The sequence below is a fragment of the Streptomyces sp. NPDC087844 genome (assembly GCF_044742785.1).
Taxonomy (GTDB): Bacteria; Actinomycetota; Actinomycetes; order Streptomycetales; family Streptomycetaceae; genus Streptomyces.
The window spans coordinates 235,838-261,616 of sequence record NZ_JBIUVD010000012.1; the positions used below are offsets into that span (position 1 = coordinate 235,838).

General features: G+C 69.0%; 21 protein-coding genes and 3 tRNA genes. 12 read left to right on the forward strand and 12 right to left on the reverse strand.

The window, feature by feature from the left end; translation table 11 throughout:
• Positions 1-296: 296 nt before the first annotated feature.
• A complete protein-coding gene (locus tag ACIOKD_RS24090; RefSeq protein ID WP_402087500.1) occupies positions 297-920 on the forward strand; it encodes an NADPH-dependent FMN reductase in 624 nt (207 codons plus the stop codon).
• A gap of 37 nt (positions 921-957) precedes the next feature.
• On the opposite strand, the gene ACIOKD_RS24095 is transcribed toward ACIOKD_RS24090, so the two are convergent.
• Genes ACIOKD_RS24095 through ACIOKD_RS24105 form a run of 3 tightly spaced genes read right to left on the reverse strand, consistent with a single transcriptional unit; the run spans position 958 to position 2,715 of the window.
• Positions 958-1,530 (reverse strand): dihydrofolate reductase family protein, encoded by a 573-nt coding sequence (locus tag ACIOKD_RS24095; protein ID WP_402087502.1) that lies wholly within the window; start codon positions 1,528-1,530, stop codon positions 958-960.
• A 48-nt stretch (positions 1,531-1,578) separates the two neighbouring features.
• Complete coding sequence (locus tag ACIOKD_RS24100) at positions 1,579-1,818, reverse strand: DUF397 domain-containing protein (protein WP_402087505.1); 240 nt, start codon at positions 1,816-1,818, stop codon at positions 1,579-1,581.
• Between the two features lie 3 nt (positions 1,819-1,821).
• Complete coding sequence (locus tag ACIOKD_RS24105) at positions 1,822-2,715, reverse strand: helix-turn-helix domain-containing protein (RefSeq protein ID WP_402087507.1); 894 nt, start codon at positions 2,713-2,715, stop codon at positions 1,822-1,824.
• A 198-nt stretch (positions 2,716-2,913) separates the two neighbouring features.
• On the opposite strand from ACIOKD_RS24105, the gene ACIOKD_RS24110 reads away from it, so the two are divergent.
• Positions 2,914-3,384 carry an ATP-binding protein gene (locus ACIOKD_RS24110; protein ID WP_402087510.1) on the forward strand — a complete coding sequence of 157 codons (471 nt, stop codon included), beginning with the start codon at positions 2,914-2,916 and terminating at the stop codon, positions 3,382-3,384.
• A 123-nt stretch (positions 3,385-3,507) separates the two neighbouring features.
• Here ACIOKD_RS24110 and ACIOKD_RS24115 read toward each other — a convergent pair whose 3' ends face one another.
• The 3 genes from ACIOKD_RS24115 to ACIOKD_RS24125 all read right to left on the reverse strand — a co-directional run bounded on the left by ACIOKD_RS24115 (position 3,508) and on the right by ACIOKD_RS24125 (position 7,156).
• On the reverse strand, positions 3,508-5,628 hold the full coding sequence (locus tag ACIOKD_RS24115; RefSeq protein ID WP_402087513.1) for a molybdopterin oxidoreductase family protein: 2,121 nt from the start codon (positions 5,626-5,628) through the stop codon (positions 3,508-3,510).
• A gap of 324 nt (positions 5,629-5,952) precedes the next feature.
• Positions 5,953-6,252: a hypothetical protein gene (locus ACIOKD_RS24120; protein WP_402087516.1), complete on the reverse strand. Its 300-nt coding sequence runs from the start codon at positions 6,250-6,252 to the stop codon at positions 5,953-5,955.
• A gap of 154 nt (positions 6,253-6,406) precedes the next feature.
• Positions 6,407-7,156, reverse strand: a complete 750-nt coding sequence (locus ACIOKD_RS24125; RefSeq protein WP_402087519.1) for a vancomycin high temperature exclusion protein — start codon at positions 7,154-7,156, stop codon at positions 6,407-6,409.
• 185 nt (positions 7,157-7,341) lie between these two features.
• Between ACIOKD_RS24125 and ACIOKD_RS24130 the strand changes: the two genes are divergently transcribed.
• The 5 genes from ACIOKD_RS24130 to ACIOKD_RS24150 all read left to right on the forward strand — a co-directional run bounded on the left by ACIOKD_RS24130 (position 7,342) and on the right by ACIOKD_RS24150 (position 14,498).
• Entirely contained in the window at positions 7,342-8,136 is a 795-nt protein-coding gene (locus ACIOKD_RS24130; RefSeq protein WP_402087522.1) for a sirohydrochlorin chelatase, read from the forward strand.
• 166 nt (positions 8,137-8,302) lie between these two features.
• Positions 8,303-9,661, forward strand: coding sequence for a deoxyguanosinetriphosphate triphosphohydrolase (locus ACIOKD_RS24135; protein WP_402087524.1), 1,359 nt, complete (start codon positions 8,303-8,305; stop codon positions 9,659-9,661).
• 114 nt (positions 9,662-9,775) lie between these two features.
• The gene (locus ACIOKD_RS24140) at positions 9,776-11,041 is read left to right on the forward strand and encodes an NAD(P)/FAD-dependent oxidoreductase (RefSeq protein WP_402087526.1); all 1,266 of its coding nucleotides are present in this window, start codon (positions 9,776-9,778) and stop codon (positions 11,039-11,041) included.
• A 56-nt stretch (positions 11,042-11,097) separates the two neighbouring features.
• The gene (gene dnaG, locus ACIOKD_RS24145) at positions 11,098-13,005 is read left to right on the forward strand and encodes a DNA primase (protein ID WP_402087529.1); all 1,908 of its coding nucleotides are present in this window, start codon (positions 11,098-11,100) and stop codon (positions 13,003-13,005) included.
• A 179-nt stretch (positions 13,006-13,184) separates the two neighbouring features.
• A complete protein-coding gene (locus ACIOKD_RS24150; protein ID WP_402087532.1) occupies positions 13,185-14,498 on the forward strand; it encodes an RNA polymerase sigma factor in 1,314 nt (437 codons plus the stop codon).
• A gap of 187 nt (positions 14,499-14,685) precedes the next feature.
• Here the strand turns inward: ACIOKD_RS24150 and ACIOKD_RS24155 are convergent, their stop codons facing one another.
• The 4 genes from ACIOKD_RS24155 to ACIOKD_RS24170 form a co-directional block, all read right to left on the reverse strand.
• A complete protein-coding gene (locus ACIOKD_RS24155; protein ID WP_402087535.1) occupies positions 14,686-16,614 on the reverse strand; it encodes an ABC transporter ATP-binding protein in 1,929 nt (642 codons plus the stop codon).
• Positions 16,614-18,347 carry an ABC transporter ATP-binding protein gene (locus tag ACIOKD_RS24160; protein WP_402087538.1) on the reverse strand — a complete coding sequence of 578 codons (1,734 nt, stop codon included), beginning with the start codon at positions 18,345-18,347 and terminating at the stop codon, positions 16,614-16,616. The genes ACIOKD_RS24155 and ACIOKD_RS24160 overlap by 1 nt, the downstream gene beginning before the upstream one ends.
• A 168-nt stretch (positions 18,348-18,515) precedes the next feature.
• Positions 18,516-19,970, reverse strand: coding sequence for an FGGY family carbohydrate kinase (locus ACIOKD_RS24165; RefSeq protein WP_402087541.1), 1,455 nt, complete (start codon positions 19,968-19,970; stop codon positions 18,516-18,518).
• 173 nt (positions 19,971-20,143) lie between these two features.
• Positions 20,144-20,452: a YtxH domain-containing protein gene (locus tag ACIOKD_RS24170; RefSeq protein ID WP_402087545.1), complete on the reverse strand. Its 309-nt coding sequence runs from the start codon at positions 20,450-20,452 to the stop codon at positions 20,144-20,146.
• A gap of 164 nt (positions 20,453-20,616) precedes the next feature.
• Here ACIOKD_RS24170 and ACIOKD_RS24175 point away from each other — a divergent pair.
• The 5 genes from ACIOKD_RS24175 to ACIOKD_RS24195 all read left to right on the forward strand — a co-directional run bounded on the left by ACIOKD_RS24175 (position 20,617) and on the right by ACIOKD_RS24195 (position 23,001).
• Positions 20,617-20,689 (forward strand) — tRNA-Asn (locus ACIOKD_RS24175).
• A gap of 6 nt (positions 20,690-20,695) precedes the next feature.
• Positions 20,696-20,768 (forward strand) — tRNA-Asn (locus tag ACIOKD_RS24180).
• Positions 20,769-20,945: 177 nt separating this feature from the next.
• A tRNA-Ile gene (locus ACIOKD_RS24185) sits at positions 20,946-21,019 on the forward strand.
• A 956-nt stretch (positions 21,020-21,975) separates the two neighbouring features.
• On the forward strand, positions 21,976-22,437 hold the full coding sequence (locus tag ACIOKD_RS24190; protein ID WP_402087550.1) for a helix-turn-helix domain-containing protein: 462 nt from the start codon (positions 21,976-21,978) through the stop codon (positions 22,435-22,437).
• A gap of 3 nt (positions 22,438-22,440) precedes the next feature.
• Entirely contained in the window at positions 22,441-23,001 is a 561-nt protein-coding gene (locus ACIOKD_RS24195; RefSeq protein WP_402087553.1) for a PIN domain-containing protein, read from the forward strand.
• Positions 23,002-23,149: 148 nt separating this feature from the next.
• Here ACIOKD_RS24195 and ACIOKD_RS24200 read toward each other — a convergent pair whose 3' ends face one another.
• Both ACIOKD_RS24200 and ACIOKD_RS24205 read right to left on the reverse strand, forming a co-directional pair.
• A complete protein-coding gene (locus ACIOKD_RS24200; RefSeq protein WP_402087556.1) occupies positions 23,150-24,310 on the reverse strand; it encodes an ImmA/IrrE family metallo-endopeptidase in 1,161 nt (386 codons plus the stop codon).
• Positions 24,311-24,343: 33 nt separating this feature from the next.
• Positions 24,344-24,997 (reverse strand): hypothetical protein, encoded by a 654-nt coding sequence (locus ACIOKD_RS24205; RefSeq protein ID WP_402087559.1) that lies wholly within the window; start codon positions 24,995-24,997, stop codon positions 24,344-24,346.
• Positions 24,998-25,779: the final 782 nt, after the last annotated feature.

Genomic DNA, 25,779 nt, shown 5'->3' on the forward strand with positions numbered 1-25,779 from the left:
AGGGGGCGCGACCCGCGACACCCCCATGTGTCGCTGCGTCGGTCACGCCCTGCCCTACCGAGGTAAGTGGCAGTCGGGGACGTACGCCTCCTGATGGCACGCCAGAAGTGCGGTGAACGGGTGTCAGGTGGGGGACGCGCGGCGCCGTTCCGGCGACGTTTCACCAGGTCACCGGGGTATGAGGAGTGCTGCGGCAAAAAGATCCCGAAGAGAGCGGGCGGCACGTGTGAACGGGTGACCGGTTCCCGTCGGGGCAGCCTTGACCTCAAGTTTGGTTGAGGTGTGAGGCTCGGCTCATGAACCTCACAGCGGACGTATCCGCATCTCTTCCCGCGCCTGTCTCCTCGCCCCTCAAGGTCGCCGTCATCATCGGCAGCAACCGGGAGGGCCGCTTCGGTCCCGTCGTCGCGGACTGGCTCCTGGGCCGGCTCCGCGAACGCGACGACCTCACGGCCGAGGTGGTGGACACGGCGGACGCCGGACTGCCGACGGTCCTCTCCTACTCCCCGGCCCCCGAGGTGACCGCCGAGCTGGCCAAGATCACACCCAAGCTGGCCGCCGCGGACGCCTTCGTCGTCCTGACCCCCGAGTACAACCACTCCTTCCCCGCCTCGCTCAAGACCCTGATCGACTGGCACTACGAGGAGTGGCGGGCCAAGCCGGTCGGCTTCGTCTCGTACGGCGGGGTCTCGGGCGGCCTGCGGGCCGTCGAACAGCTCCGCCAGGTCTTCGCGGAACTGCACGCCGTCACCGTCCGCGACACGGTGTCCTTCCACAACGCGGGCGCGTCCTTCGACGACGAGGGCCGCCACCGGGACCCCGCGGCCCCGGACGCGGCCGCGAAGGTGATGCTGGACCAGCTGGGGTGGTGGGGGGCGGCGCTGCGGGAGGCCAAGGCGGTCCGCCCGTACGGGACTTGAGGTTTTCTGGTCCTCACTCGGCGTCGGCGAGGGCCGGTCAGCGGACGACGTCGAAGACGTTCTTCTGCAGGCCGTTGGCGTAGGCCTCGTGCTCGACCAGCTTCAGCTTCTGGGTGTCCTTGTCGGTGGCGCTGAACAGACGCTTGCCCGCACCGAGCAGCAACGGGTAGACGAGCAGGTGGTAGCGGTCGATCAGGCCGGCGTCCGAAAGGGCCTGGTTGAGGGAGGCGCTGCCGTGGGCGATGATCGAGCCGCCCTCGGTCTCCTTCAGCGCGGCGACCTCGTCGACGGAACGCAGGATCGTGGTCTCCCCCCAGTTCGAGACCAGGTCACTCTCGGTGAGAGTGGTGGAGACGACATACTTCGGCATCGCCTTGTAGCCGGCGAAGTCCTCCATGTCGGGCCACATGGGGCTGAAAGCCTCGTAGCTGGTGCGGCCCATCAGTATCGCGGTGGCTTCCTCCTGCTCCCGGCCCTTGATCTCGAACGCCTCGGCGAGGAACTCGACGTCCTTGAAGGTCCATCCCGAGTTCCGGTAACCGGGCTCGCCACCCGGGCCCTCCACGACGCCGTCGAGGGAGATGAAGGCGGAGCTGATCAGCGTGCGCATCTGGGGTTTCCTCGGTGTCTCGTAGCTGGTTCTCAGCGGGTTTCGGCTCTATGACTGTGGATCACGGAGAAACTGATCGGCCGTCGCCTGCTCCTTCGGGCGTGGCCAGTGCCCGTTCACCAGGGCGGTGCGGAAGGCCGTCCAGGTGGTGGGGTGGATGTGGAGGGCGGGGCCGGGGGAGTGCTTGGAGTCGCGTATGGCGATGGTGGTGGGGATGTTGGTGGCTATTTCGACGCACTCGGCCAGCGTGTCGCTGTAGGTGGACTTGCGGTATTGAAATACAGGCACGGCTCACAGTTCCTTGCGGACGGTGTGGAGGAGTGAGAGGGATTCCCGCTCAGTCAGGGAGTATCCGGCGATTTTCTCGAACAGCTCGACATAGGTGGCAGCTCCTTCTCCGCCCTCGATCCACGTCTGCGTGAGCACGGACTCGTAGTAGACGACGTCCATGGCGCCCGGCTCGGCAAACGAGATGATGTTGAACGGGCCGTTCATGCCTTGATGTACTCCGCCGCCGAATGGGTACACCTGGAGAGTGATGTTCGGCAAGTTGCTCACCTCGACCAGGTGATCGAGCTGTTCACGAGCTGCCTCCACGCTGAGAGGCAGATTCCGCAATACTCCCTCGTGAAGAACGGCCTGCAGTCGGAGTGGTGGATCGTCGGAGAGCCGCTGCTGCCGTGCGAGCCGCGCGGCGATGAACTCCTCGTCTCCCTCTTTGCGCGAGGCCGGTGTTTCCAGACGCCTCGGTGACTTCCTCAAACCCCGCACGTATTGCGGGGTTTGCAGAAGTCCCGGGATGAACCCGAGCTGCCATGTCTTGATGCCCGTCGCCGCGTTCTCCAGCGTGACGTACTCCTGCATGACGCCGAGCGTCGTGTAGTCGTCCCACCACCCCTTGGCTTTGCGGCGCTCGCGATCGATCCTCGCCAGTTCCAGAAGCCGTCCGACAACGCCGGGGTCATGGGCGGAGTACAGCTCGCACAGCGCCCGGATGTCCGGATCGCGCATGGGGACCCAACCGCGCTCCATCTTCGCGACCTTCGTCGTAGATGCGGTGAGCGCTTTGGCCGCGTGGGTCTGTGTCAAGTTCGCCGCGATGCGCAACTGAAGGAGTTCGCCTCCCAATCGGCGCCCCAGGACGGTGGACGTGCTGTAGCCCTGCGTCGATGGGGTCGTCGTCACGTTGGTGTTCCTCCTGGCTGGCTGGTGCGCTGTCAGTTTGGCGTGGAGCGCGGTGGCTCGCAAACCCCGTTCGGAGGAAATCCTCCGGGGGGAACTTGCGTGCCGCGAGCGCTCGCCCTTACCGTCGGTGGCGAACCAATCACAGAGCGACGTCAGTTGCAGCCCGGCGCCGCTCGCCCCTGCCTGAAGGTGAGCGGCATGATCGCCCCCGACGAACCCCTTGCTCTCCGGTACGACCGCCTCGACTACACCCCGCTTCCCAGAAGCGTCACCCTCGCCCGGCGCCGAGCGCACCGTCTGCTCACGGACTGGGGCCACCCGGAACTGGCTGCCGATACGGCCCTGTTGGTGTCCGAGCTGGGCAGCAACGCCGTACTGCACGGCACCGTCCGCGAGCGGCTCTTTCGGGTGGAACTCACCCTCACCGAGAAGGCCGTCCGGATCGCCGTGTCCGACCCGAAGGGGGAGTTACGGCCGAACCTCCGCGAGGCGACCGCGGACGAGATGTTCGGGCGCGGGCTGCTGATCGTCGGACAGGTGGCCGACCGCTGGGGCGTGCAGACGCTGACCGTCGGCAAGGCCGTCTGGTGCGAACTGGACGTCGTAGGGCCGGAGTCCGACCGCACATGCCACGAAGCCGGGTCGCGTGGCGCGCACGCACTTCACTGAATGCCCAACCCGCCCTCCACACCGAAGTGGCCGCCCCGGCCGTGAACAGGGGCGGCCACCCAGACCTCGCGCGAGTCTGGAGTGCCCCGTAAGGGGCGCGGGGAACGGCGCAATCTTCTGCCTTCAGGGGCGCGGGGCTGTAACACTCCCCACCCGCTCCACCCGAACCGCGCACCCCTTGAACTCCGGCATCCGCGACACCGGATCGAGCGCCGGGTTCGTCAACGTGTTGGCCCGCCCCTCTCCCGGCCAGTGGAACGGCATGAACACCGTGTCGGCCCGGATCGTGGTCGTGATCCGCGCCGGCGCCACCGCCCGCCCTCGCCGCGACACCACGGCCAGTGGTTCCCCCTCCACGACCCCGAGCCGCTCGGCCAGCCGGGGGTGCAACTCCACGAAGGGACCGGGCGCGGCGGCGTTCAGCTCGTCGACGCGGCGCGTCTGCGCACCCGACTGGTACTGGGAGACCACCCGGCCGGTGGTCAGCAGCACCGGGTACTCCTCGTCCGGCTCCTCCGCCAACGGCCGATGACTCACGGCGACGAACCGGGCGCGGCCGTCCGGGGTGGCGAACCGGTCGAGGAACAGCCGGGGCGTACCGGGATGCGCCCCCCTCTCATCTGCCTCCTCCGCCGGACAAGGCCAGAACACTCCACCCTCTTCCACCAACCGCCGATAGGTGATCCCCGAGTAGTCGGCGGCCCCACCCGCACTCGCCCGCCGCAGCTCCTCGAAGACCTCCTCCGGGTCCGTGGGGAAGCCCTTCTCCACGCCCAGGCGGGCGGCCAGTTCCCGCATCACGTACAGATCGCTGCGGATGCCGTCCGGCGGCGTGATCGCCTGCCTGCGCAGCAGGACCCGGCCCTCCAGGTTGGTCGTCGTGCCCGTCTCCTCGGCCCACTGGGTGACGGGGAGGACGACGTCCGCCAGCTCAGCCGTCTCCGACAGCACCACGTCGGCGACGGCCAGGAAGTCCAGCGACCGCAGCCGTTCCTCGACATGGGCGGCCCGGGGCGCGGACACCACCGGGTTCGAGGCCATCACCAGCAACGAGCGGATGTCCGTACCCATGGCGTCGAGCAGCTCGTACGCGCTGCGGCCCGGCCCCGGCAGCGAGTCGGGGTCGACACCCCAGACCTCGGCCACATGCCGCCGCGCCGCCGGGTCGTCGATCTTGCGGTAACCCGGCAACTGGTCGGCCTTCTGCCCGTGCTCACGCCCGCCCTGTCCGTTGCCCTGCCCGGTGAGACAGCCGTACCCGGAGTGGGGCCGCCCCGCCCGCCCGGTCGCCAGGCACAGGTTGATCCACGCGTTGACCGTGTCCGTGCCCTTGGACTGCTGCTCGGGGCCGCGCGCGGTGAGCACCATCGCGGACTCCGGCTCGCAGAACATCCGTACGGTCTCGCGGAGTTGGGGAACGGACACCCCCGTGATCCGCTCCACGTACTCCGGCCAGTGCGCCATCGCCGCGGCCCGCGCCTCCTCCCAGCCGCTCGTACGCTCCTGGATGTACGCCTCGTCCGTACGGCCCTCCGCCACCACCAGGTGCAACAGCCCGAGCGCAAGGGCGAGATCCGTGCCGGGACGCGGCGCCAGATGCAGGTCCGCCTGCTCGGCCGTGCGCGTGCGGCGCGGGTCGATGACGACCAGCTTGCCGCCGTTCTCCTTCAGCTCCGTGAGGTAGCGGAGCGCGGGCGGCATGGTCTCGGCGAGATTCGAACCGACGAGGATCACACATCCCGTCCTCGGGATGTCCTCCAGCGGGAAGGGCAGCCCCCGGTCCAGGCCGAAGGCCCTGATGCCGCCGGCCGCCGCGGACGACATGCAGAAGCGTCCGTTGTAGTCGATCTGCGAGGTGCCGAGCGCCACCCGGGCGAACTTGCCGAGCGTGTACGCCTTCTCGTTGGTCAGCCCGCCCCCGCCGAAGACCCCGCACGCGTCCGGGCCGTGCTCCGTACGCGTGCGGGACAACCCCTCGGCGATCCGGTCGAGCGCCTCGTCCCAGCCGGCCGGCCGCAGCTCGCCGTCCGTGCGCACCAGCGGGGAGGTCAGCCGTACCCGGGACGAGAGCAGCGCGGGCGCGGTGCGGCCCTTGCCGCACAGGGCGCCCCGGTTCACCGGGAAGTCGGTGCGTTCCGTCACCTCGACCACGCTGCCCCCGTCGCCGTCCGGCACGGGCGTCAGGTTCATGCCGCACTGCAGCGCGCAGTACGGGCAGTGGGTGGGCGTCACGGAGGTCTGCATACCGTCCAGCGTGCGTCCGGCGTGTTACACGGCACGACGCACGCCGTTACGCGGCAGGCACGGGGACCTCCCCGCCCGAACCACCCGACCGTGAGGCCGACCGTGAGGGCGCCCGCACGAGGAAGGGCGGCGGGGCGGAAGCACCCGCCAGTGCTTCCGCCCCGCCGCCCGCTCGGAGACCGCGCTGACTCAGCCGCGCTGACTCAGCCGCGCTGACTCAACCACGCTCGCTCAGCCGCGTTCACCCAGCCGCGTGAGCGCGGCCACGCTCACCGGCCGTCTGAGCGCGGCCACGCACGCGCGACCCGCTCGCGTGGCCCCCGCTCAGCACTCGTACGCGTAGTACGGCTCGTCGCCCGGCTCCAGGCCGATGCGCCCGACCGCGCCGGGCCCGATCTGGATGCAATCGGGGTCCCACCCGTCGACTTCGACAGTGGCGTAGATCGTGTGGCCGCACGCGTTGTGGATGTCGGCCCATCCCCAGCCCGAGCCACGGAGCTTGGCGCACCCGGGCTCCCTCAGCGACCCGTCGCTCTCCGCCGAGGCGGTCGTCACGGCACCCGGCACCGACAGCAGCGCGGCCGCCATGGCGGCGACGAAAGCGGTACGAAGTCCAGTCATCATGTGTCCTTCCCATCAAGCCCAGTTGCAGGTCCGGGCTGCTGAAAAAGACACTATCCATAGTCAGTTGACTACAGAACGCTGCGGACCCGCTTTCACGCGGCAGAGTGAGCGATCGCCGTCAAACCCCGTCGACGGCGTGACATCCATCTCGTTCCTACTGCTCGGCGGACTGTTTGGCGGACTGTTTGGCGGTCGCCAACGCCCGCCCCACGCCCGGCTCCTGGGGCCCCAGGAACGTGGGGTCCGGCTCGAAGACCGCGTCCAGGAGCGCCTTCCCGGCCGCCATCACCTCGCGGGCCCCGCCGTAGTACCAGGTCGTGTCGTGCACGTCGTCCACCCCGACCCCGTACGACTCGACGCCCGCCTCCTGGCACAGCGCGACCGCGCGCCGGATGTGGAAGCCCTGGCTTATCAGTACGGCCTCGTCCACGCCGAAGATCTTCTTGGCCCGTACACAGGAGTCCCAGGTGTCGAAGCCGGCGTAGTCGCTGACGATCCGCCCGTCCGGCACACCCCGCTTCGTGAGATAGGCGCGCATGGCGTCCGGCTCGTCGTAGTCCTCGCGGCTGTTGTCGCCGGTGACCAGGACCACCTGGATACGGCCGGACCGGTACAGCTGCGCCGCCGCGTCCAGCCGGTGCGCGAGATACGGCGACGGTTCGCCCTGCCACAGCCCGGCCCCGAAGACGACCGCGACCCCGGTGCGCGGCACGTCCGCCGCCGTCCGCAGCCGGTCGCCCGTGACCGTGAACATCCACGCCGACGGGAGCAGCGCCAGCACGCACCCGGCCATCACGGCCTGCACGGCGCGGCGCTGCCCGGTACGGGTACGCGGCAGCCGCGGTCGCAAGAACTCCGGTAGTCGCGGTAGTCGCGGCAGCTGCGGACGTCTCGGACGACGCATGGGACGGTCCCTCCCCGGGTGGCCTCGTCACGGGAGACGCGAGGCGAGGCCATCCGGTTCACTGCGAGTCACTCCACGTCATGGCGCGGCACCTCACACGGCCGCGTACCCCACCGTGAAGCCCCGGAAAAGCCCCGTGACCACGGCGCAACGGGGTGGCAACCTCGTACCGGCACCCTTGGTGCATGACGGCGCACCTCATGAACCGGAACAGAAGCAGTCGGCTCGGCACCCGGCGTCCCGCCCCGCCCGCGCTCGTCCTGGTGGGCCACGGCAGCCGCGACCCGCGCGCCCTGAGCACCGTACGGACCCTCATGGAGCGGATCCGCGAGCTGCGCCCCGGTCTGCCCGTGCACCTCGGGCACATCGAGCTGAACGAACCCCTGCTGCCCGACACCCTCGCCGCCCTCGGCACCGGTGACGCGGTCCTCGTACCGCTGCTGCTGAGCCGCGGCCACCACGTCAAGCGGGACATCCCCGAGGCCGCCGCCGCGTCGTCGGCGCGCACCCGGACCGCCGGACCGCTGGGCCCGCACCCGCTGCTCGTGGAGACGCTGTACGAGCGGCTCGTCGAGGCCGGCTGGCGCACGCCGGACGCCGTCGCGCGCCGGGCGAGCGCGGTCGTGCTCGCCGCGGCCGGTTCGCGCGACCCCGACGCGGCCGTCGACACCCACCACACCGCCAGGCTGCTCGCGAACCGCCTCGGCGTACCCGTCGTACCCGCGTACGCCTCCGCCGGCGCGCCCACGGTCGCGGACGCCGTACGCGCGCTCACCGCCCGGGGCCGCCCCCGCATCGCGGTGGCCTCCTACTTCACGGCCCCCGGCCGCTTCGCCACCGAGTGCGCGGCAGCGGCTCCGGGCCTGGCATCGGCCCCCCTGGGCGCCCACCCCGCCATGGCCTACCTGGCCCTGCACCGCTACGACCAGGCAATGGCCGTCCCGGCACCCCCGCAACACACCCTGGCGGCAACGGCCTAGCGGCACGGTCAGCCCCCAGGGGCGCGGGGAACGGCGCGGTCTTTCGTCGTTCAGTCGTTCAGGGGCGCGGGGAACGGCGCGACCAGAACCCCGCAGACGCGCAGGCGCAAGCGCGCAGGCGCAAACGCGAGTCCCAATTGTCAGCCCCTCCGCTTACTGTCAAGACATGGAAGGCACGAGCACCGAAACCCCCCGCCCCCCACAGACACACGAACACCGGACCACCTCCCCGGCCTACGACCCCACGTCCGTGGCCCGGTGGGCCGCAGAGCCGGACAAACGCCCAGGCCGCACCGCCTTCCAGCGCGACCGCGCCCGCGTCCTGCACTCCTCCGCCCTCCGCCGCCTCGCGGGCAAGACCCAGGTGGTCACCCCCGGCGCACGCAGCCAGGTCTGGGACGCGAGCCCCCGCACCCGCCTGACCCACTCCCTGGAGTGCGCCCAGGTCGGCCGCGAGCTGGGCGCCGCCCTCGGCTGCGACCCGGACCTCGTGGAGGCGGCCTGCCTCTCCCACGACCTGGGCCACCCGCCGTTCGGGCACAACGGAGAACAGGCGCTGAACGAGTTCGCCGAGGACTGCGGCGGCTTCGAGGGCAACGCCCAGTCGCTCAGACTCCTCACCCGCATCGAGCCCAAGCGTTTCGTGCGCGGCCCGGCCGGCCCGTCGGCGGCCCTCGCGGACGGTGACGACCTGGTCAGCGTCGGCCTCAACCTCACCCGCGCCACCCTCGACGCCGCCACGAAGTACCCCTGGCCGCGCGGCGCCCACCCCACCGACCCGGACTCCTCGAAGTTCGGGGTCTACGAGGACGACCGCCCCGTCTTCGACTGGATCCGCGAGGGCGCCCCCGGCACCCGCACCACCTTCGAGGCCCAGGTCATGGACTGGGCCGACGACGTGGCGTATTCGGTGCACGACGTGGAGGACGGTCTGCACGCGGGTCACATCGACCCGAACTGCCTGCACGCGGAGCCGGAGCGCCGAGAGATCTTCCAGGTCGCCGTCGGGCGGTACGTGGCGGCGGACACCGACCCCGCCGAGCTGTCGGCGGCCCTCGACCGGCTCCTCGGCCAGAAGTGGTGGCCGCACGGCTACGACGGCTCGGCCGTCGCCCAGGGCCGGCTGAAGGACGCCACCAGCCAGCTCATCGGCCGGTTCTGTCTCGCCGCCGAGAGCGCCACGCGCGCGAGACACGGGACGGGCAGGCTCACGCGGTACGCCGCCGAGCTGGTGGTCCCGCGCGCGGCGCGCCTGGAGTGCGCGGTGCTCAAGGCCGTCGCCGACCGGTACGTCATGCAGCGCGCCGAGCAGGAGCTGCTCCGCGCCGACCAGCGGGTCGTCGTCGCCGAGCTGGCCGAGGCGCTCACCGCGCGGGCGCCGGAAGGCCTCGACCCGCAGTTTCGAGCCTTGTTCGACGAGGCGTGCGACGACCGTGCCCGCAAGCGGGTGATCGTCGACCAGATCTCCTCGCTCACGGACGCCGCCGCACGATCACTGCATGCGAGGCTCAGGGTGCGGGTGTGACGTCCAGAGGGGCGGACGTGACCCTGCGTGGCCTGAAGGGGCCGCTCCCTCTTCCCCCATCACGCTGCGTGCGGGACGCTCGCAGGTGGCGACACCGTAACGAGGAGGCATCAAGTGGTCGACGCAGATCAGACATTCGTCATTGTCGGAGGAGGCCTGGCCGGCGCCAAGGCGGCCGAGACTCTCCGGGCGGAGGGCTTCAACGGCCGGGTGATACTGATCTGCGACGAACGGGACCACCCGTACGAACGGCCGCCGCTGTCCAAGGGATATCTGCTCGGCAAGGAGGAGCGCGACAGCGTCTTCGTCCACGAGCCCGCCTGGTACGCGCAGAACGACGTCGAGCTGCACCTCGGCCAGACCGTCGACGCGATCGACCGGACCGCGCGGACCGTCCGCTTCGGTGACGACGGCACGCTCGTCCACTACGACAAACTGCTGCTCGTGACCGGCGCCGAACCGCGCCGTCTCGACATCCCGGGCACGGACCTCGTCGGAGTCCACCACCTGCGGCGCCTCGCCCACTCCGAGCGCCTCAAGCAGGTCCTGGCCGCCCTCGGCCGCGACAACGGCCACCTGGTCATCGCGGGCGCCGGCTGGATCGGCCTGGAGATCGCTGCGGCGGCCCGTGAGTACGGGGCCGAGGTCACCGTCGTCGAGCCCGAGCAGACCGCCCTGCACGGAGTGCTCGGTCCCGAGCTGGGCGAGATCTTCGCCGAACTGCACCGCGAGCGTGGTGTCCGCTTCCACTTCGGCGCCCGCCTCACCGAGATCACCGGCCACGACGGCCTGGTCCTGGCGGCCCTCACCGACGACGGCGAGGAACACCCCGCGCACGACGTCCTGGCCGCGATCGGCGCGGCCCCGCGCACCGGCCTCGCCGAGGCGGCGGGCCTGGAGATCGCCGACCGGGCGCACGGCGGCGGCATCGCGGTCGACGAGCACCTGCGCACCTCCGACCCCGACATCTACGCGGCCGGTGACGTGGCGGCCTTCCCACACCCCCTGTTCGGCACGCGGCTGCGCGTCGAGCACTGGGCGAACGCGCTGAACGGCGGCCCGGCGGCGGCCCGCGCGATGCTGGGCCGCGGAACGACGTACGACAGGGTGCCCTACTTCTTCTCCGACCAGTACGACGTAGGGCTTGAGTACTCGGGCTGGGCGCCCCCGGGGACGTACGACCAAGTGGTGATCCGGGGAGACGCGAGCAAGCGCGAATTCATCGCCTTCTGGGTCAAGGAGAGGCGCGTGCTGGCCGGGATGAACGTGAATGTGTGGGACGTCACAGATCCGATCCAGCAGCTGATCCGCACGGGGGTCCAGGTGGACACCGAGGCGCTCGCGGACCCGCACGTTCCACTGGACAGCCTGGTCCCGTGACCGACGCAGGGTCTCGGGGGGACTCCAGTGTCACACCGTCCCCGTAGACTCGGCGCGTGGCTGGAAGGATCAACGACGAGGACGTGAAGGCTGTTCGGGACGCGGTCCCGATCGACGCCGTGGTGTCCGAATACCTCCAGCTGCGCAACGCGGGCGGCGGAAACCTCAAAGGTCTCTGCCCCTTCCACGACGAGAAGTCGCCCTCCTTCCAGGTCAGCCCGAGCAAGGGGCTCTTCCACTGCTTCGGCTGCCAGGAGGGCGGCGACACCATCACCTTCGTGATGAAGGTCGACCACCTCTCCTTCTCGGAGGTGGTCGAGCGCCTCGCGGGCCAGGCGGGCATCACCCTCCGGTACGAGGAGGGCGGCTACAACCCCTCCCACCAGCGCGGCGAGCGGATCCGCCTGGTCGAGGCCCACCAGGCCGCCGCGAAGTTCTACGTCGAGCAGCTCGACACCGGCTCGGAGGCCGACACCGGGCGCACGTTCCTCGCCGAGCGCGGCTTCGACCAGTCGGCCGCCACACACTTCGGCGTCGGCTACAGCCCCCAGGGCTGGGACCACCTCGTCCGTCACCTGCGCGGCAAGGGCTTCACCGACAAGGAGCTGCTGCTCTCCGGCCTCGCCCAGGAGGGCCGCCGCGGCCCCATCGACCGCTTCCGCGGCCGTCTGATGTGGCCGATCCGCGACATCGGCGGCGAGGTCGTCGGCTTCGGCGCCCGCAAGCTCTACGAGTCGGACAACGGCCCGAAGTACCTGAACACGCCGGACACGCCGATCTACCGCAAGTCCCAGGTCCTCTACGGCATCGACCTCGCCAAGAAGGACATCGCCAAGAGCAGCCGGGCCGTCGTCGTCGAGGGCTACACCGACGTCATGGCCTGCCACCTCGCCGGCATCACCACCGCCATCGCGACCTGCGGCACGGCCTTCGGCAACGACCACATCAAGATCCTGAGACGGCTCCTGATGGACAACGGCTCGGCGCGGGTGATCTTCACCTTCGACGGGGACTCGGCCGGCCAGAAGGCCGCCCTGCGCGCCTTCGAGGACGACCAGAAGTTCGCCGCCGAGACATACATCGCGATCGCCCCGGACGGCATGGACCCCTGCGAGCTGCGCCTCGCCAAGGGCGACGCGGCCGTCGCCGACCTGGTCGAACCGCGCACCCCGCTCTTCGAGTTCGCCCTGCGCCAGATCGTCGCCCGCTACGACCTGGAGACCCCGGCGGGCCGCGCCGCCGCGCTCGACGAGTCCGCGCCCATCGTGGCCCGTATCAAGAACACCGGCGCCCAGCACGAGGTCGCCGTCCAGCTCGCCGGCATGCTCGGCATCCTCGACACGCAGTTCGTCGTCAAGCGGGTCGCCCAGCTGGCCCGCTGGGCCCGCGACCGCGGCGGCAAGGGCCCCGCGCCGACGGGCAACGGCCGCGCCCCGCAGCAGTACGACAGCAGCGGCCCCAGGCCCCCTTCGGGCCCGGCCCTGACCCTGCGCAACCCGGTGTTCGCCACCGAGCGCGAACTGCTCAAGCTGGCTCTGCAGCGCCCCGACCTGGTCAGCCCGGCCTTCGACGCGTATGGGGTGGACGAGTTCACCGCCGCGCCGTACGCGGCCGTCCGCGAGACGATCATGGAAGCGGGCGGTGCGGAGTACGGCGTCCAGGACCCGCAGGAATACCTCGTACAGGTCCGTGAGGCCGCCCGGGACGACGTGGTTCGCGCCATGGTCACGGAGCTCGCCGTCGAGGCCATCATGCGCAAGACCGTCGACGAGGCCTACGCCGGAGAGCAGCTGGTGACCGTCCGCCGGCGAGCCGTCGAGCGCCGGATCCGCGACGTCCAGGGCGCACTCGCGCGCGCCAGCGCACAGGGCGACCCGGCCCAGCTGGCCGCCGTGCAGAACGAGCTGTGGGTGCTCCAGCAGTACGACCAGGCGCTGCGCGAGAAGGGCCCGGCCGCGCTCTGAGCGGGTCGAAGCGGCGGGCCCCGTACCGGGAACCGGACACCTCGGCGAACGTCCCAGATCAGGGTGCACACAAGCGCACATACTCCTCGCGAGGGTAACCGGGCAGTCACGGACAGGACTCAGAAAGTCACCGCACGCCCCTCGTGGCGGGGATGTGTCGTACTCCACACTGGGTTCCGGTGCCTGAGTCCTCGGAGCGCGGCCGACCCGAACGCGACGGGTCCGATGTCCCCGCGGTTCCGCTCAACGTGTTCGGGACGGACAGCGGCAAGGCCGTCGTCCCCGTCCCGCTGCCGCACGCCTCAGCAGCGACATTCCTGGAGGTCGCCCCCGTGCAGACCCAGACCCTGACCGACAACAGCACGCCCCCCGCGCCCCCCGCGCACACGGACACGGACGCCGATGCCCTCGCGGCCGTACCGGCGCAGAACCGAGCCGCACGCCACCCCGAGAGCGCGCCGGAGCAGGAGAGCGCGCCGGAGCCGGAGAGTACGCCGGAGCCGCCCGCCGCCGTCCTCGTGGAGAGCGAGACCGAGACGCCGGAGCCGGTGGAAGCGCCGCGCGGGCGCGCGGACACCGGCGGGCCGTCCTCCGACCTGTTCCGCCAGTACCTGCGGGAGATCGGCCGGATCCCGCTCCTCACCGCGGTGGAGGAGGTCGATCTCGCCCGCCGGGTCGAAGCGGGCCTCTTCGCCGAGGAGAAACTCCGGCAAGCCATCGACCTCGACAGCCAACTCGCCCTGGATCTGGACAAACTGGTGGTCATGGGCCGGATGGCCAAACGCCGCCTCATCGAGGCCAACCTGCGTCTCGTCGTCTCCGTCGCCAAGCGGTACGTGGGGCGCGGGCTGACCATGCTCGACCTGGTCCAGGAAGGCAATCTGGGGCTGATCAGGGCGGTCGAGAAGTTCGACTACGCCCGCGGGTACAAGTTCTCCACGTACGCGACCTGGTGGATCCGCCAGGCCATGTCCCGGGCCCTCGCCGACCAGGCCCGCACGATCCGGGTCCCCGTCCACGTGGTCGAACTCATCAACCGCGTCGTCCGGGTGCAGCGCCGCATGCTCCAGGAGCGGGGGTACGAGCCGACGCCGGAGGAGGTCGCCGCGCATCTCGACCTGACCGGGGAGCGGGTCAGCGAGGTGTTGCGGCTGGCGCAGGAGCCGGTGTCCCTCCATGCGCCGGTAGGGGAGGAGGACGACGTCGCCCTCGGTGACCTGATCGAGGACGGGGACGCGACGAGCCCCGTGGAGTCGGCCGCCTTCCTGCTCCTGCGGGAGCATCTGGAGGCGGTGCTGTCCACGCTCGGCGAGCGTGAGCGGAAGGTCGTCCAGCTCCGGTACGGCTTGGCCGACGGGCGGCCCCGCACCCTTGAGGAGATCGGACGGATCTTCGGCGTCACGCGCGAACGCATCCGCCAGATCGAGTCCAAGACCCTGAACAAACTCCGCGACCACGCGTTCGCGGACCAGCTGCGGGGCTACTTGGACTAAGGGCTTTCCTCGCCCCCGCCGCCCCTACCCGTTCCCGTCACGCATGGGGGCTGCGCCCCCTCGCCCCCCTTCGTCCTCAAACGCCGGACGGGCTGAAACGGATTCAGCCCGTCCGGCGTTTGAGGACCGGGGGTTCGGGGGCGGAGCCCCCGAGGCAGGTGGGGGCGGCGGGCAGAGACAAGCCCCCTCAGTCCACCTCCACCACCGCCTGCGCGAACTGCGCCTGGTACAGGCGGGCGTACGCACCCCCCGCCGCCAGCAGATCCGCGTGCGCCCCCTGCTCCACGATCGCCCCGTCCTCCATGACGAGAATCGTGTCGGCGTCGCGAATCGTCGACAGACGGTGAGCGATGACGAACGACGTCCGCCCATGCGCGAGCTTCGCCATCGCCTTCTGGATGAGTACCTCGGTCCGCGTGTCCACGGAACTCGTCGCCTCGTCGAGAACGAGGATCACCGGATCGGACAGGAACGCCCGAGCGATCGTGATGAGCTGCTTCTCACCGGCGCTGACCCCCGCCCCCTCGTCGTCGATGACGGTGTCGTAACCGTCGGGCAGCGTCCGCACGAACCGGTCCGCGTGCGCGGCCCGAGCCGCCTCCTCGACCTCCCCGCGAGTGACCTCGGATGAGGCCCCGTACGCGATGTTGTCCGCGATCGTGCCCCCGAACAGCCACGTGTCCTGCAGCACCATGCCGATACCGGCCCGCAGTTCGTCGCGGGACATCGTGGCGATGTCGACGCCGTCGAGGGTGATCCGGCCGCCGGTGGTCTCGTAGAAGCGCATCAGCAGGTTCACGAGGGTTGTCTTGCCGGCGCCCGTCGGGCCCACGATCGCGACCGTGTGCCCCGGCTCCACCGACAGTGACAGGTCCTCGATGAGCGGCTTCTCCGGGTCGTACCGGAAGGAGACCCCCTCAAGGGCCACCCGGCCCCGCAGCTCCGTCGGACGCGTCCCCGTCACCGGGTCGGCCTCCTGCTCCTCGGCGTCCAGCAGCTCGAAGACCCGCTCGGCCGACGCGACTCCGGACTGCACGAGGTTCGCCATCGAGGCGACCTGCGTGAGCGGCATGGAGAACTGCCGGGAGTACTGGATGAAGGCCTGTACGTCACCGATGGACAGTGAGCCGGACGCGACGCGCAGCCCGCCCACCACCGCCACCAGCACATAGTTCAGGTTCGACACGAACATCATCAGCGGCTGCATGACCCCGCTGTTGAACTGCGCCCGGAACCCGGCCTCGTACAGCTTGTCGTTCTCCTCGGCGAACCGCGCCGCCGACTCGTCCTGCCGTCCGAAGACCTTCACCAGGTTGTGCCCGGTGTACATCTCCTCGATGTGCGCGTTGAGCTTGCCGGTGGTCCGCCACTGCTGCACGAAGTGCGGCTGCGACCGCTTGCCCACCCGGGTCGCGACGACGAACGACAGGGGCACGGTGACCAGCGCGACGAGCGCGAGCAGCCACGACACGTAGAACATCATGATCAGCACGCCGACGATGGTCAGCAGCGAGTTCACGAGCTGGCCCATCGACTGCTGGAGGGTCTGCCCGATGTTGTCGATGTCGTTCGTGGCGCGGCTGAGTACCTCACCGCGCTGACGCTTGTCGAAGTACGACAGCGGCAGCCGCGACAGCTTCGTCTGCACGTCCTCGCGCATCTTGTACATCGTCAGGTTGACGGCCCGGTTCACCAGCCGCGTCGCCATCGCCATCAGCAGGCCGGCCAGCAGGAACGCCACCAGGGCGACCCCCAGGACCTCGCCGACCGCGTCGAAGTCGATGCCCCGGCCCGGTGTGAAGTCCGTGCCCGAGAGCATGTCGGCCATACCGCCGTCGCCGCGCTCCCGCATCGCCGCGAGCACCTCGGCCTTCGACTGCCCGGCGGGCAGCTCCCGCCCGACGACCCCGGCGAAGACCAGGTCGGTGGCCCGCCCCAGGATCTTCGGCCCCAGGACCGACAGAGCCACACTGCAGACCACGGCGGCGAGCATCACGTACAGCGTGGCGCGCTGCGGCTTGAACTGCGCCAGCAGCCGTTTGCCGGACTCCTTGAAATCCATCGAGTGATGATCGGGTCCCGACCCGGCCATCATGCGCCCCATGGGCCCGGCCATCAGGCTGCCTCCGCTTCCGTCAGCTGCGAGAGCACGATCTCCCGATAGGTCTCGTTGTCCGCCATCAGCTCGTGATGGCGGCCGGTCCCGACGACCCGGCCCTCGTCGAGGACCACGATCCGGTCGGCGTCGCGGATGGTCGACACCCGCTGGGCGACGATCACGACGGTCGCCTCGGCGGTCTCCCGCGCGAGCGCCGCACGCAGCGCCGCGTCCGTCGCGTAGTCGAGCGCGGAGAAGGAGTCGTCGAAGAGGTAGATCTCGGGACGCTGTACGAGGGTCCGGGCGATGGCGAGCCGCTGCCGCTGACCGCCGGACACGTTCGTGCCGCCCTGCGCGATGGAGGCGTCGAGACCGTTCTCAAGCCCCTCCACGAACCCCTTGGCCTGCGCCACCTCCAGCGCGTGCCACAACTCCTCGTCCGTCGCGTCCGGATTCCCGTACCGCAGGTTGGTGGCCACCGTCCCCGCGAACAGATACGGCTTCTGCGGTACGAGACTCACCGTGCGCGCCAGCAGCCGCGGCTCGACCGTGCGTACGTCGACGCCGTCCACCAGCACCTCGCCGTCGGTGACGTCGAACAGCCGGGGGACCAGGCCGAGAAGGGTCGACTTGCCGCTGCCGGTCGAACCGATCACCGCGGTCGTCTCGCCGGGCAGCGCCACCAGGTCGACGGCCTTCAGGACCGGCTCCTCGGCGCCCGGGTAGCGGAAGCCGGCCCCGCGCAGCTCCAGATGACCGTGCCGCCGCAGCTCCAGCACGGGAGCCTTCGGCGGGACCACACTGCTGGAGGTCTCCAGCACCTCCTGGATGCGCTCGGCGCACACCTCCGCGCGCGGCACCATCATGAACATGAAGGTGGCCATCATCACGGACATCACGATCTGCATGAGATAGGCGAGGAACGCGGTCAGCGCGCCGATCTGCATGTCGCCGCTGTCGATCCGGTGGGCACCGAACCACACCACCGCGATCGACGAGACGTTCACCACCGTCATGACGATCGGGAACATCAGCGCCAGCATCCGCCCGGTGCCCAGCGACACCTCGGTGAGGTCGGTGTTCGCCTTCCGGAAGCGCTCCTGTTCGTACGAGTCGCGTACGAAGGCACGGATGACGCGGTTGCCGGTGATCTGCTCGCGCAGCACCCGGTTCACCGTGTCCAGGCGCACCTGCATCGTCCGGAACAGGGGCCGCAGCCGGCGCACGATGAGACTGACCGAGATCCCGAGCACCGGGACGACGGCGAGCAGCACCCCGGACAGCGGCACGTCCAGGCCGAGCGCCAGCACGATGCCGCCCACGCACATGATCGGCGCCGACACCAGCAGCGTGAACGTCATCAGGGCCAGCATCTGCACCTGCTGGACGTCGTTCGTCGTACGGGTGATCAGGGAGGGCGCCCCGAAATGGCCCAGCTCACGCGCGGAGAACGACTGCACCCGGTCGAAGACGGCGGCCCTCAGATCCCGGCCGACCGCGGAGGCCGTCCGGGCGCCGTAGTAGACGGCGCCGATGTTGCAGACGACCTGAGCCAGCGAGATGCCGATCATCAGGGCACCGAAGGACAGGATGTAACCGGTGTCGCCCTTGATGACACCGTTGTCAATGATGTCGGCGTTCAAGGTGGGCAGGAAGAGCGTGGCGCAGGTCTGCAGGAACTGCAGCAGGACGAGCAGGCCGATGGGTTTCCTGTAGGGCCTGAAATAGGTACGCAGAAGTCTTATGAGCACGCTGGGTCTCTCGGGGTCGGCGGCGGGGCGGTTGGTTGCCCTTGGCCCCCATCGTCGGACACTCCCCCCGTGTTACCTCAACTGATTAACCCAAGAGAGGGCCAAGAGCGGAGCGTCCCTCGGCCCGAAGTCGTAGGCCGGCCCCGTCCGGCCGCTCCTTCGTGCGGCTCAGGCCCGGAAGGCTCCCGGGTGGGTCTGCTTGCGCACCGACACGTACTGCTGCCGCACCGCCTGCCCCACCGCCAGCTCCTCGCCCGGCTCCAGGACCTGCGCGGCGGCACCCTGCCAGACGGGCGGCAGACCCGGCTGGACCGTGCCCTGCTGGACACCGAGCGCCCAGGCGGCCTGCCGGGCCGCGCCGATCGCCGCGTAGTCCGCGGGCTGCGGCACCACGACCTGCGTACCGAGCAGCGCGGGCGCGCACGCCTGCACCGCACTCAGCTCCGCGGCCTGGCCGAGCAGGAAGATCCGCCGCACCTCCACGCCCCGCTTGCGCAGCACGTCCAGGGCGTCCGCGAGCCCGCACAGCATGCCCTCGAAGGCGGCCCGCGCCAGATGCTCGGGCTTCATCGACTCGCGCCGCAGCCCGGCCAGCGTCCCCGCCGTGTGCGGCAGATTCGGCGTCCGCTCACCCTCCAGATACGGCAGCATGACCAGCCCGTGGGAGCCCGGGGTCGACTTCATCGCCAGATCGGAGAGGGCCTCCAGGTCGGGTACGCCCAGCAGCTCGGCGGCCCCGCGCAGGGCCCGTACGGCATTGAGCGTGGTGACGACCGGCAGGTGCAAGCCGGTCGCGTCCGCGAGCGAGGTGATCATCCCGGAGGAGTCGACCAGCGCCTCGTGGTGGACGGCCATCACGGAGCCGGAGGCGCCGAGCGAGACCACCGCGTCCCCGAGACCGATGCCGAGGCCGAAGGCCGCCGCCATGGTCTCGCCCGTGCCCGCCGAGATCAGCAGCCCCTCGGGCGTCGTCCCCGCCGCCTCCCACGGCCCGAGCACATCGGGCAGCATCGCCTGGTGGCCGAGCGCCAGCTCCACCAGATCCGGCCGGTACGCGCCGGTCGCCGCCGACCAGTAACCGGTACTGGAGGCGCCGCCCCGGTCGGTGGTCCGGCGGGCGGGTCTGCCGAGCAGCTGCCACACCAGCCAGTCGTGCGCCTGGAGCAGCATCGCGGTGCGCGCGGCGGCCTCTGGTTCGGTCCTCGCCAGCCAGCGCAGCTTCGTCACGGGCTGCGCCGCCTGCGGAACCGACCCCACGGCCTGCGCCCAGGCCTCCCGCCCGCCGAGCGCGTCGACGAGATCGGCGGCGGCGACCTGGGCACGCTTGTCCCCGCCGACCATCGCGGGGCGGATGGTGTTGCCCTGGCTGTCCACCGGGACGAGCCCGTTCTGCTGTGCGGACACACCGATGGCCTGGACGCCCTCCAGGAGGCCGCCGCCCGCGGCCTCGCCCAGGGAGAGCAGCCAGGCCTGCGGGTCGACGTCCGAAGGCCGGGAGCCCTCCGCCGGGCCGTCCAGCGGATGCGGGGCGTACCCCTGCCGGAGTACGGCTCCGCTGTCCGCGTCGCAGACGACGATGCGTGTGAAATCGGGCGAACTGTCCAACCCGGCGACTATCCCCATGGCGGAAATTCTGCCGTATCGCCGCGCCGGCTCGGGCCGTGGGCGTCGTTGAGGGCCCGTCGTCCTCCGTCTGCGGGCGCGTGGGGGCCGGTCGCGCACCGCGGCGGAGCCGCGATGTCACAGCCCCGCGCCCCCGAGGTCGGTCGGGGCAGACGTAGCTCGTACACGTACCGCTACGTGTTGCTCGTGCCCCAGTCGTCCTCGGTGCGGGTGCCGTTCGCGTTGCGTTCGCGCAGGGAGCGCACCCGCTCGGAGACCGAGTCGGGGACCCGGTCACCGACCTTCTCGCTCACCACGTTGAACGCCTTCCCGGCGAACTGCCGGCCCTGCAGGGCCGCCGATTCGGCGGTGTTGCGCACCGCCGGGTTCTGCGAGACCCGCCGGGCGGTCTTCCTCAGTTGCTCGTAGCGCTCGCGCCCGGCGCGTGTGCCGAGCACGTATCCCAGAGCCAGTCCGACGACGAACGTGAGCCGGTAGCGCATGGGGCCACCCTTCCTCTTGTGAGTCGGTCCTTTGCGGCGGCGTCGGTCGCAGGCGGGTTACCGATTGGCGGAGCACCCCCCTGCTTGCGCTAATGTATGTGTCGCAGCGAGCGCACGCCCTCTGGCGAATACCCAGGGAGCTACGTTCGATGCAAACGAGGCAATCCCCTGTAGCTCAATTGGCAGAGCAGCCGGCTGTTAACCGGCAGGTTACTGGTTCGAGTCCAGTCGGGGGAGCTTCGGTCTTCCGTAGCTCAATTGGCAGAGCAGCCGGCTGTTAACCGGCAGGTTACTGGTTCGAGTCCAGTCGGGAGAGCAGTGCGAACGAGGACCCCGTGGACCCCATCGGGGTCCTTTTTCATGGCCGTGGGAACCGCTGCGCCCCAGGTGAGGTCCTACAGGGCAGGCGAAGTCGACCATCCGAAGCAGGAGATCGTATGAGCGGCTATGCTGCGGCAGACGGCGCGCACACCTGTGCGCGACGCGCCGTAAAGGGGCGGTAGCTCAGCCGGTTAGAGCAGCGGACTCATAATCCGCCGGCCGTGGGTTCGAGTCCCACCCGCCCCACCTGTGCAGGTCCCTGACCTGCGGAAACGTTTATTTTTTGGGTGTCGGAGCGTCAACTTTGCCTGAACGGACTGAATCCGCTGCTCGCGAGTTGAGAGCCGCTGTTGTCTGAGTGGACTGATGCCCTTCTGACCTGCGCGGATCCGTCCGGGCGTACAGTCAGTGGGATGTGCCCGGCCTGACGTCGGTGCGAGATGGCCGTGTGTTGAGGCCCTCCTGAGGCCGGAAGTACCGGGGAGTGTCCTGGAGGCATTCTCCAACGAGCTATCTGTTGGCATGTCCTTGCCTAACCGGTCAAGATCGCGTTCAGATGGTGTCCATCGTCTCGGCGGGATGACATCCGGTCCGGCTCACAGAAACTGCCCGAACTGAAGTCGGCCCGTCGGCGGCGCGTGGGGCAGGGGTCTGAGGTAGGTGGTACGAGCGAGGGAGCTGGCGCCAGGAGCTCTCTTCCAGATATGCAGTCTTGGCCCTGCCTCTCTCGTCGCCCGCCGGGGAAGGGCTGAGGCCGAGCATCGCTCGTGGGCGATCACTCGGAGCTGACGTCGAGAGGATGGCAACAGTTCCTTCAGGTTCGCGGGGGTGATCGTAATCTCCGAGGACGCGCTTCAGTGTGCTCCTCATGATCCCCGTCGGCGCGGGGGTGAACCGGCCAAGGCTGCACTTGAGGGCTTGGAGCACCTGAGGTCCTCGCTGACATGGGGTGGCCGATAGCCCTGCTCTGATTCCGGTCGGGCGTTTCGCCTGTTGCGCTTATTTCAGTTATTGCGGATACTGGGTGGTGTGAGACAGCGATAGACACGACGATTCGACTGCGACTAAGGGGGCTGCCACCTCGCCGGAGCCTCTCCATCGCTCCACTCGCCTCGCCAGCCCGTTGCCTGCAGTCCCTTGCATGAACACTGCGGCGGACTCCCCTTCGCTGGCCTGCCCGCACACCACCTAGGGGCGACCACATGTCCAAGACTGATATCCGTCCGGTCCGTCTGCCGGACGACAAGCAGGAAACCGCTACCCACGCCCTCACTCGGGTCCGCCGCTACCTGGCGGAACACAAAAACCTTTCTCAGATCAACGTGACTGTTCAGGACGAGGTTGACCGTGAGCCCTTGGCCCTTCCCCGTGAGGCCGTCGAACTCTTGGCCTCACTGCTCGCACACCTTGGCGCCGGTAGGGCCGTGTCCGTCGTGCCTTCCGACGCAGAGCTGACCACTCAGCAGGCTGCCGACATGCTGAACGTGTCCAGGCCCTTCCTTGTCGGCCTGCTGGAGGCCGGGGAGATCGAGTTCCGAACCGTTGGTACACATCGCAGAATTACCGCGTCGTCCCTGCTGGAGTACAAGCATCGCGACGACCGCCGTCGCCGGCTGGTGGCTGATGAGCTCACCCAGCTCGGCCAGGAGATGGGAATGATCTAGGTCATGGCTTTCATCGCCGTCTACGACGCCAACGTCCTTTATCCGAGCACCCTGCGCGATGTGCTGATCCGTGTTGCGCAGGCTGGCCTGGTGCAGGCGAAGTGGACGGACCAGATCCTCGATGAGACGTTCCGCAACCTGAAGGAGAACCGACCCGATCTCGACCCGGAAAAGCTGGACCGGACTCGGGAGCGGATGGCTGGAGCCATCCGGGATGTACTTGTCACAGGGTACGAGCCGCTGATCAAGGTAGTGGAGTTGCCGGACCCGGATGACCGGCACGTACTCGCTGCCGCGATCCGGGCGAAGGCCCAGGTGATCGTGACGTCGAATCTGAAGGATTTCCCGGTGGACAAGCTGTCGCCGTGGGATGTGCAGGCAGTGCATCCGGACTCGTTCGTCGAGGCCCAGATCGATCTGTCGCCGAAGCTTGTGTACGCGGAGATCCAGCGGATAGCGGACAGCTGGAGGACTCCTCCGGACGCGGTCGTGGCCGACGTGATCGATTCTCTGGAGCACTCGGGTCTGGTTGCCTCCGCGGCGGCGCTGAGAGCCTTGGCGTAAGCGTGTGATCTTCCCAGTGTGCCCCAGCCGTTTCGGTTGGGGCACTGTCATGTCATGTCCTGTCGTGGCGGGCCCCGTTAACCAACCCTGGCCTGAACCGGTCGCTTGTTACGTGGTTGAAGCGTGTCGTTGAGGCGGCAGAACCTGTTCAGGCTCGACGTAGTGTGATGACGTTGCTGGGGCGCGAGGGCTGTGCTGTCTTGGCATGCTCCTGGACTACTGAGGGGGCTTCCCTCAGGCCAGAGGTGATCTGTTCCATCAGGTCGGGGGCCCAGCCGCCGGTGAGGGTGGTGAAGAGGTCCGGAGTAGGTCGTTGCTCTAGGCCGCGTTCAGCCATGACGGCGAGGAGGCGTGGCCGCTCGGGTTCCAGGTCAGCCCATCCGGGTTCCTGGATTCGCCAGGTGACTCCGGTGTGGGGATCGCGGCGTGCGGAGAGCTGCTTGAAGAGGCCCGTGGCGCGGTGCTCTTCGATGAGCCTGAGATGCTTGCCATGCGTGATGATCGCTGCGAGTGACATCTTCCAGCGTTGCTTCAGCGGCATCAGGGATGTAAGTGTGACGGCACCAGGCCACTCTTCGCGGAGCATGTCAGCGGGAAGCAGGAACTCGTTGGCGAAGCGGTTGGCGGCTTCTTCGTCTACCTCGCCCGTGGTTCCGCGATGCAGGATCAGGTGGCCAGCCTCATGGGCGATCGACCAACGCGTGCGCTCCCACGAGTTCACCGGCCGTGCGACGATCAGGGGCTGCTCATGGAAGTCCCCACCCCATACGGAGAAGGCGTCGTGTCTGGCGTCTGGCATGTCGACGTCGGCGACGGCAACGGGTACGCCGGCGCGCTCCAGCGTGTGGATAACGTGGGGGATCGGCTCGGATTCGGGAAGGTCGAGCGCCTGACGGGTCTGCCGGGCAGCCTCTTCGGGGCTGATGCCCTGATGCAGTGCCATCGGCAGACGAAGAGGGGGCTGTGTGGCGTGTTCGCCGAGGGCGGCCAGCAGCTCAACGATCATCTCGGCCAAGGTGGTGAGGGCGTCGATCTGTGCCACCTTGATCGACTTCTTGCTGCGGAAGAGCAGGGAACCGCGGTGGATGGGCAGTCCCGGAGGCTGGGAGAAGAATTTGGCAGGAAATCTCAAGCGGGTCGCGAGAGTCCTGAGCTTAAGGCGAGGCATGTCCGTGGATGTCGAGCGTTCGAGTGCGGTCCACGCAGAGGGGGAAATATCTAGCATCTGGGCGAGAGGCTTGATGGGGCTGTGGCGGATCGTCCGTGCCTGACGGATCCGATATCCGTAGACGACGATCTTTTCAGCCACAGCAGCCCATCTCCATTGTCTATCTGTGAGGGGCTACACCTGAGAGGGTGTAGCCCCTGTTCCGTCGGCTTCCCGAGGGCGGCGCCGGTCGACCAGGTCGTCGAAGTCGTCGTTCACCGCACTGGCGGCGGTCGCAACGTTAGCGTCCTGCAGAGTGGCGAGAAGAGGCACCTCCCTCGACGCGCAGACAGTCATCGGAGAGTGGTTGAGCTCCTCAAGGTCGTCCACGACGACCGCCCTAAAATCGGCCATGAGGTCGCTCGGATCGATGTGCCAGACAAGGACGGGGGTCAGGCCGGAATCCAGACCGTCGCCGTCGGCATCGAAGATCGGGGGCTGATGGACGTCGGGAGGCCGGTACGCCGCTGTGTTGACAATGGGCGGCTCTTTGGCTTTGCGGACGCGTATTTCGTGGCCAGTGCGCTTCTCGCGGAGACACACTGAGCGGTTCGACTTTTCCACGAGGGTGAACTTGCCCGATCCGAACACCGGGTTGTCGGCGGCGAGCAGGACGCGATCCCGCATCTCCATAGCCACCACTGTCCCCTGCACCTTCTTGGGGGTTGGGCGCTTCTTCCGCTCTGCCTCCATCGCGACAGCGAGGCTCTGTTCGCAGTAGTCACGCATCCGCGCCAGGTCCACCGCATTGCGCTCCATGAACGCATCGAGCCACAGCTGTGGGTTCATGCATAAAATTTTCGCGTTAAACCCATATCTCGTCAACCTTCTGTCAGGGATAGTAAGTTGATCACGAGGCTGCTCCTGGAGTCTGATGTGAGTAATCGCAGGTCAGGCATGCATGGTGCCTGCCGATAGGTCCGGGGGAAGAATTTTGTGCGCTGATCCAACGACTTGTGGCCTGATTGCTTGCGTCTTGGGTCGCGGCTCTGTCACTGGCCATCGCCAACTTGCCCAGTTGTATGAGAAGGAACTTCGGCAAGCGCCGGCCGCCCGAGATCGGGCATGCTCTGTCTGAGTGCCCCACTGGGCCGTGTGCATCGTGAAGAGTGCAGGTCGGCCGGGCCGGTTCGCTGGTTCTGCTGCGCTTGCGTCAGCGGGCCGCTGCTCTCGCCAAGGCATGCAGACGCTTCGCCCGCCGACCGAAGTCACCCGAGATACCGGGCCGGGTCTGGTTCAACGACCTGGCCTGGCTATGGCGACGCCATTTGGGACTGATGGGGCGCCTCGAAGCGACCTCGATCTGTGAAGATCGCTTTCCGTGAAGGTGGCCGAGAATGGCTCCACCTGGCCCTTCTGACTCGTCACTCACGGGGCCAGTCCAGATCGTCGCGAAAGAGGCGTCACAAACTGGAGCCGCCGGAGCATCTCGGTGAAACTGGAAGAGCGCGCCGCAGCCAGGCGAGCGACCGTCCCTGAGGTTCCCCCGCTGCGCGAGAGATGCTGATCAGCTGGTCAGGAGGGGTTGACGGGTGTTCAGGTTCGTTGGTTCGGCCGTCGCCCGCTCGGCG

What these genes read in the sequence shown, in the direction of transcription:
- ACIOKD_RS24125 (WP_402087519.1), bottom strand. Translation starts at nt 7,156, where the DNA reads ATGCGTCGTCCGAGACGTCCGCAGCTGCCGCGACTACCGCGACTACCG.
- ACIOKD_RS24170 (WP_402087545.1), bottom strand. Translation starts at nt 20,452, where the DNA reads ATGCGCTACCGGCTCACGTTCGTCGTCGGACTGGCTCTGGGATACGTG.
- ACIOKD_RS24090 (WP_402087500.1), top strand. Translation starts at nt 297, where the DNA reads ATGAACCTCACAGCGGACGTATCCGCATCTCTTCCCGCGCCTGTCTCC.
- ACIOKD_RS24190 (WP_402087550.1), top strand. Translation starts at nt 21,976, where the DNA reads ATGTCCAAGACTGATATCCGTCCGGTCCGTCTGCCGGACGACAAGCAG.
- ACIOKD_RS24095 (WP_402087502.1), bottom strand. Translation starts at nt 1,530, where the DNA reads ATGCGCACGCTGATCAGCTCCGCCTTCATCTCCCTCGACGGCGTCGTG.
- ACIOKD_RS24120 (WP_402087516.1), bottom strand. Translation starts at nt 6,252, where the DNA reads ATGATGACTGGACTTCGTACCGCTTTCGTCGCCGCCATGGCGGCCGCG.
- ACIOKD_RS24115 (WP_402087513.1), bottom strand. Translation starts at nt 5,628, where the DNA reads ATGCAGACCTCCGTGACGCCCACCCACTGCCCGTACTGCGCGCTGCAG.
- ACIOKD_RS24165 (WP_402087541.1), bottom strand. Translation starts at nt 19,970, where the DNA reads ATGGGGATAGTCGCCGGGTTGGACAGTTCGCCCGATTTCACACGCATC.
- ACIOKD_RS24155 (WP_402087535.1), bottom strand. Translation starts at nt 16,614, where the DNA reads ATGGCCGGGCCCATGGGGCGCATGATGGCCGGGTCGGGACCCGATCAT.
- ACIOKD_RS24135 (WP_402087524.1), top strand. Translation starts at nt 8,303, where the DNA reads ATGGAAGGCACGAGCACCGAAACCCCCCGCCCCCCACAGACACACGAA.
- ACIOKD_RS24110 (WP_402087510.1), top strand. Translation starts at nt 2,914, where the DNA reads ATGATCGCCCCCGACGAACCCCTTGCTCTCCGGTACGACCGCCTCGAC.
- ACIOKD_RS24205 (WP_402087559.1), bottom strand. Translation starts at nt 24,997, where the DNA reads ATGAACCCACAGCTGTGGCTCGATGCGTTCATGGAGCGCAATGCGGTG.
- ACIOKD_RS24130 (WP_402087522.1), top strand. Translation starts at nt 7,342, where the DNA reads ATGACGGCGCACCTCATGAACCGGAACAGAAGCAGTCGGCTCGGCACC.
- ACIOKD_RS24195 (WP_402087553.1), top strand. Translation starts at nt 22,441, where the DNA reads ATGGCTTTCATCGCCGTCTACGACGCCAACGTCCTTTATCCGAGCACC.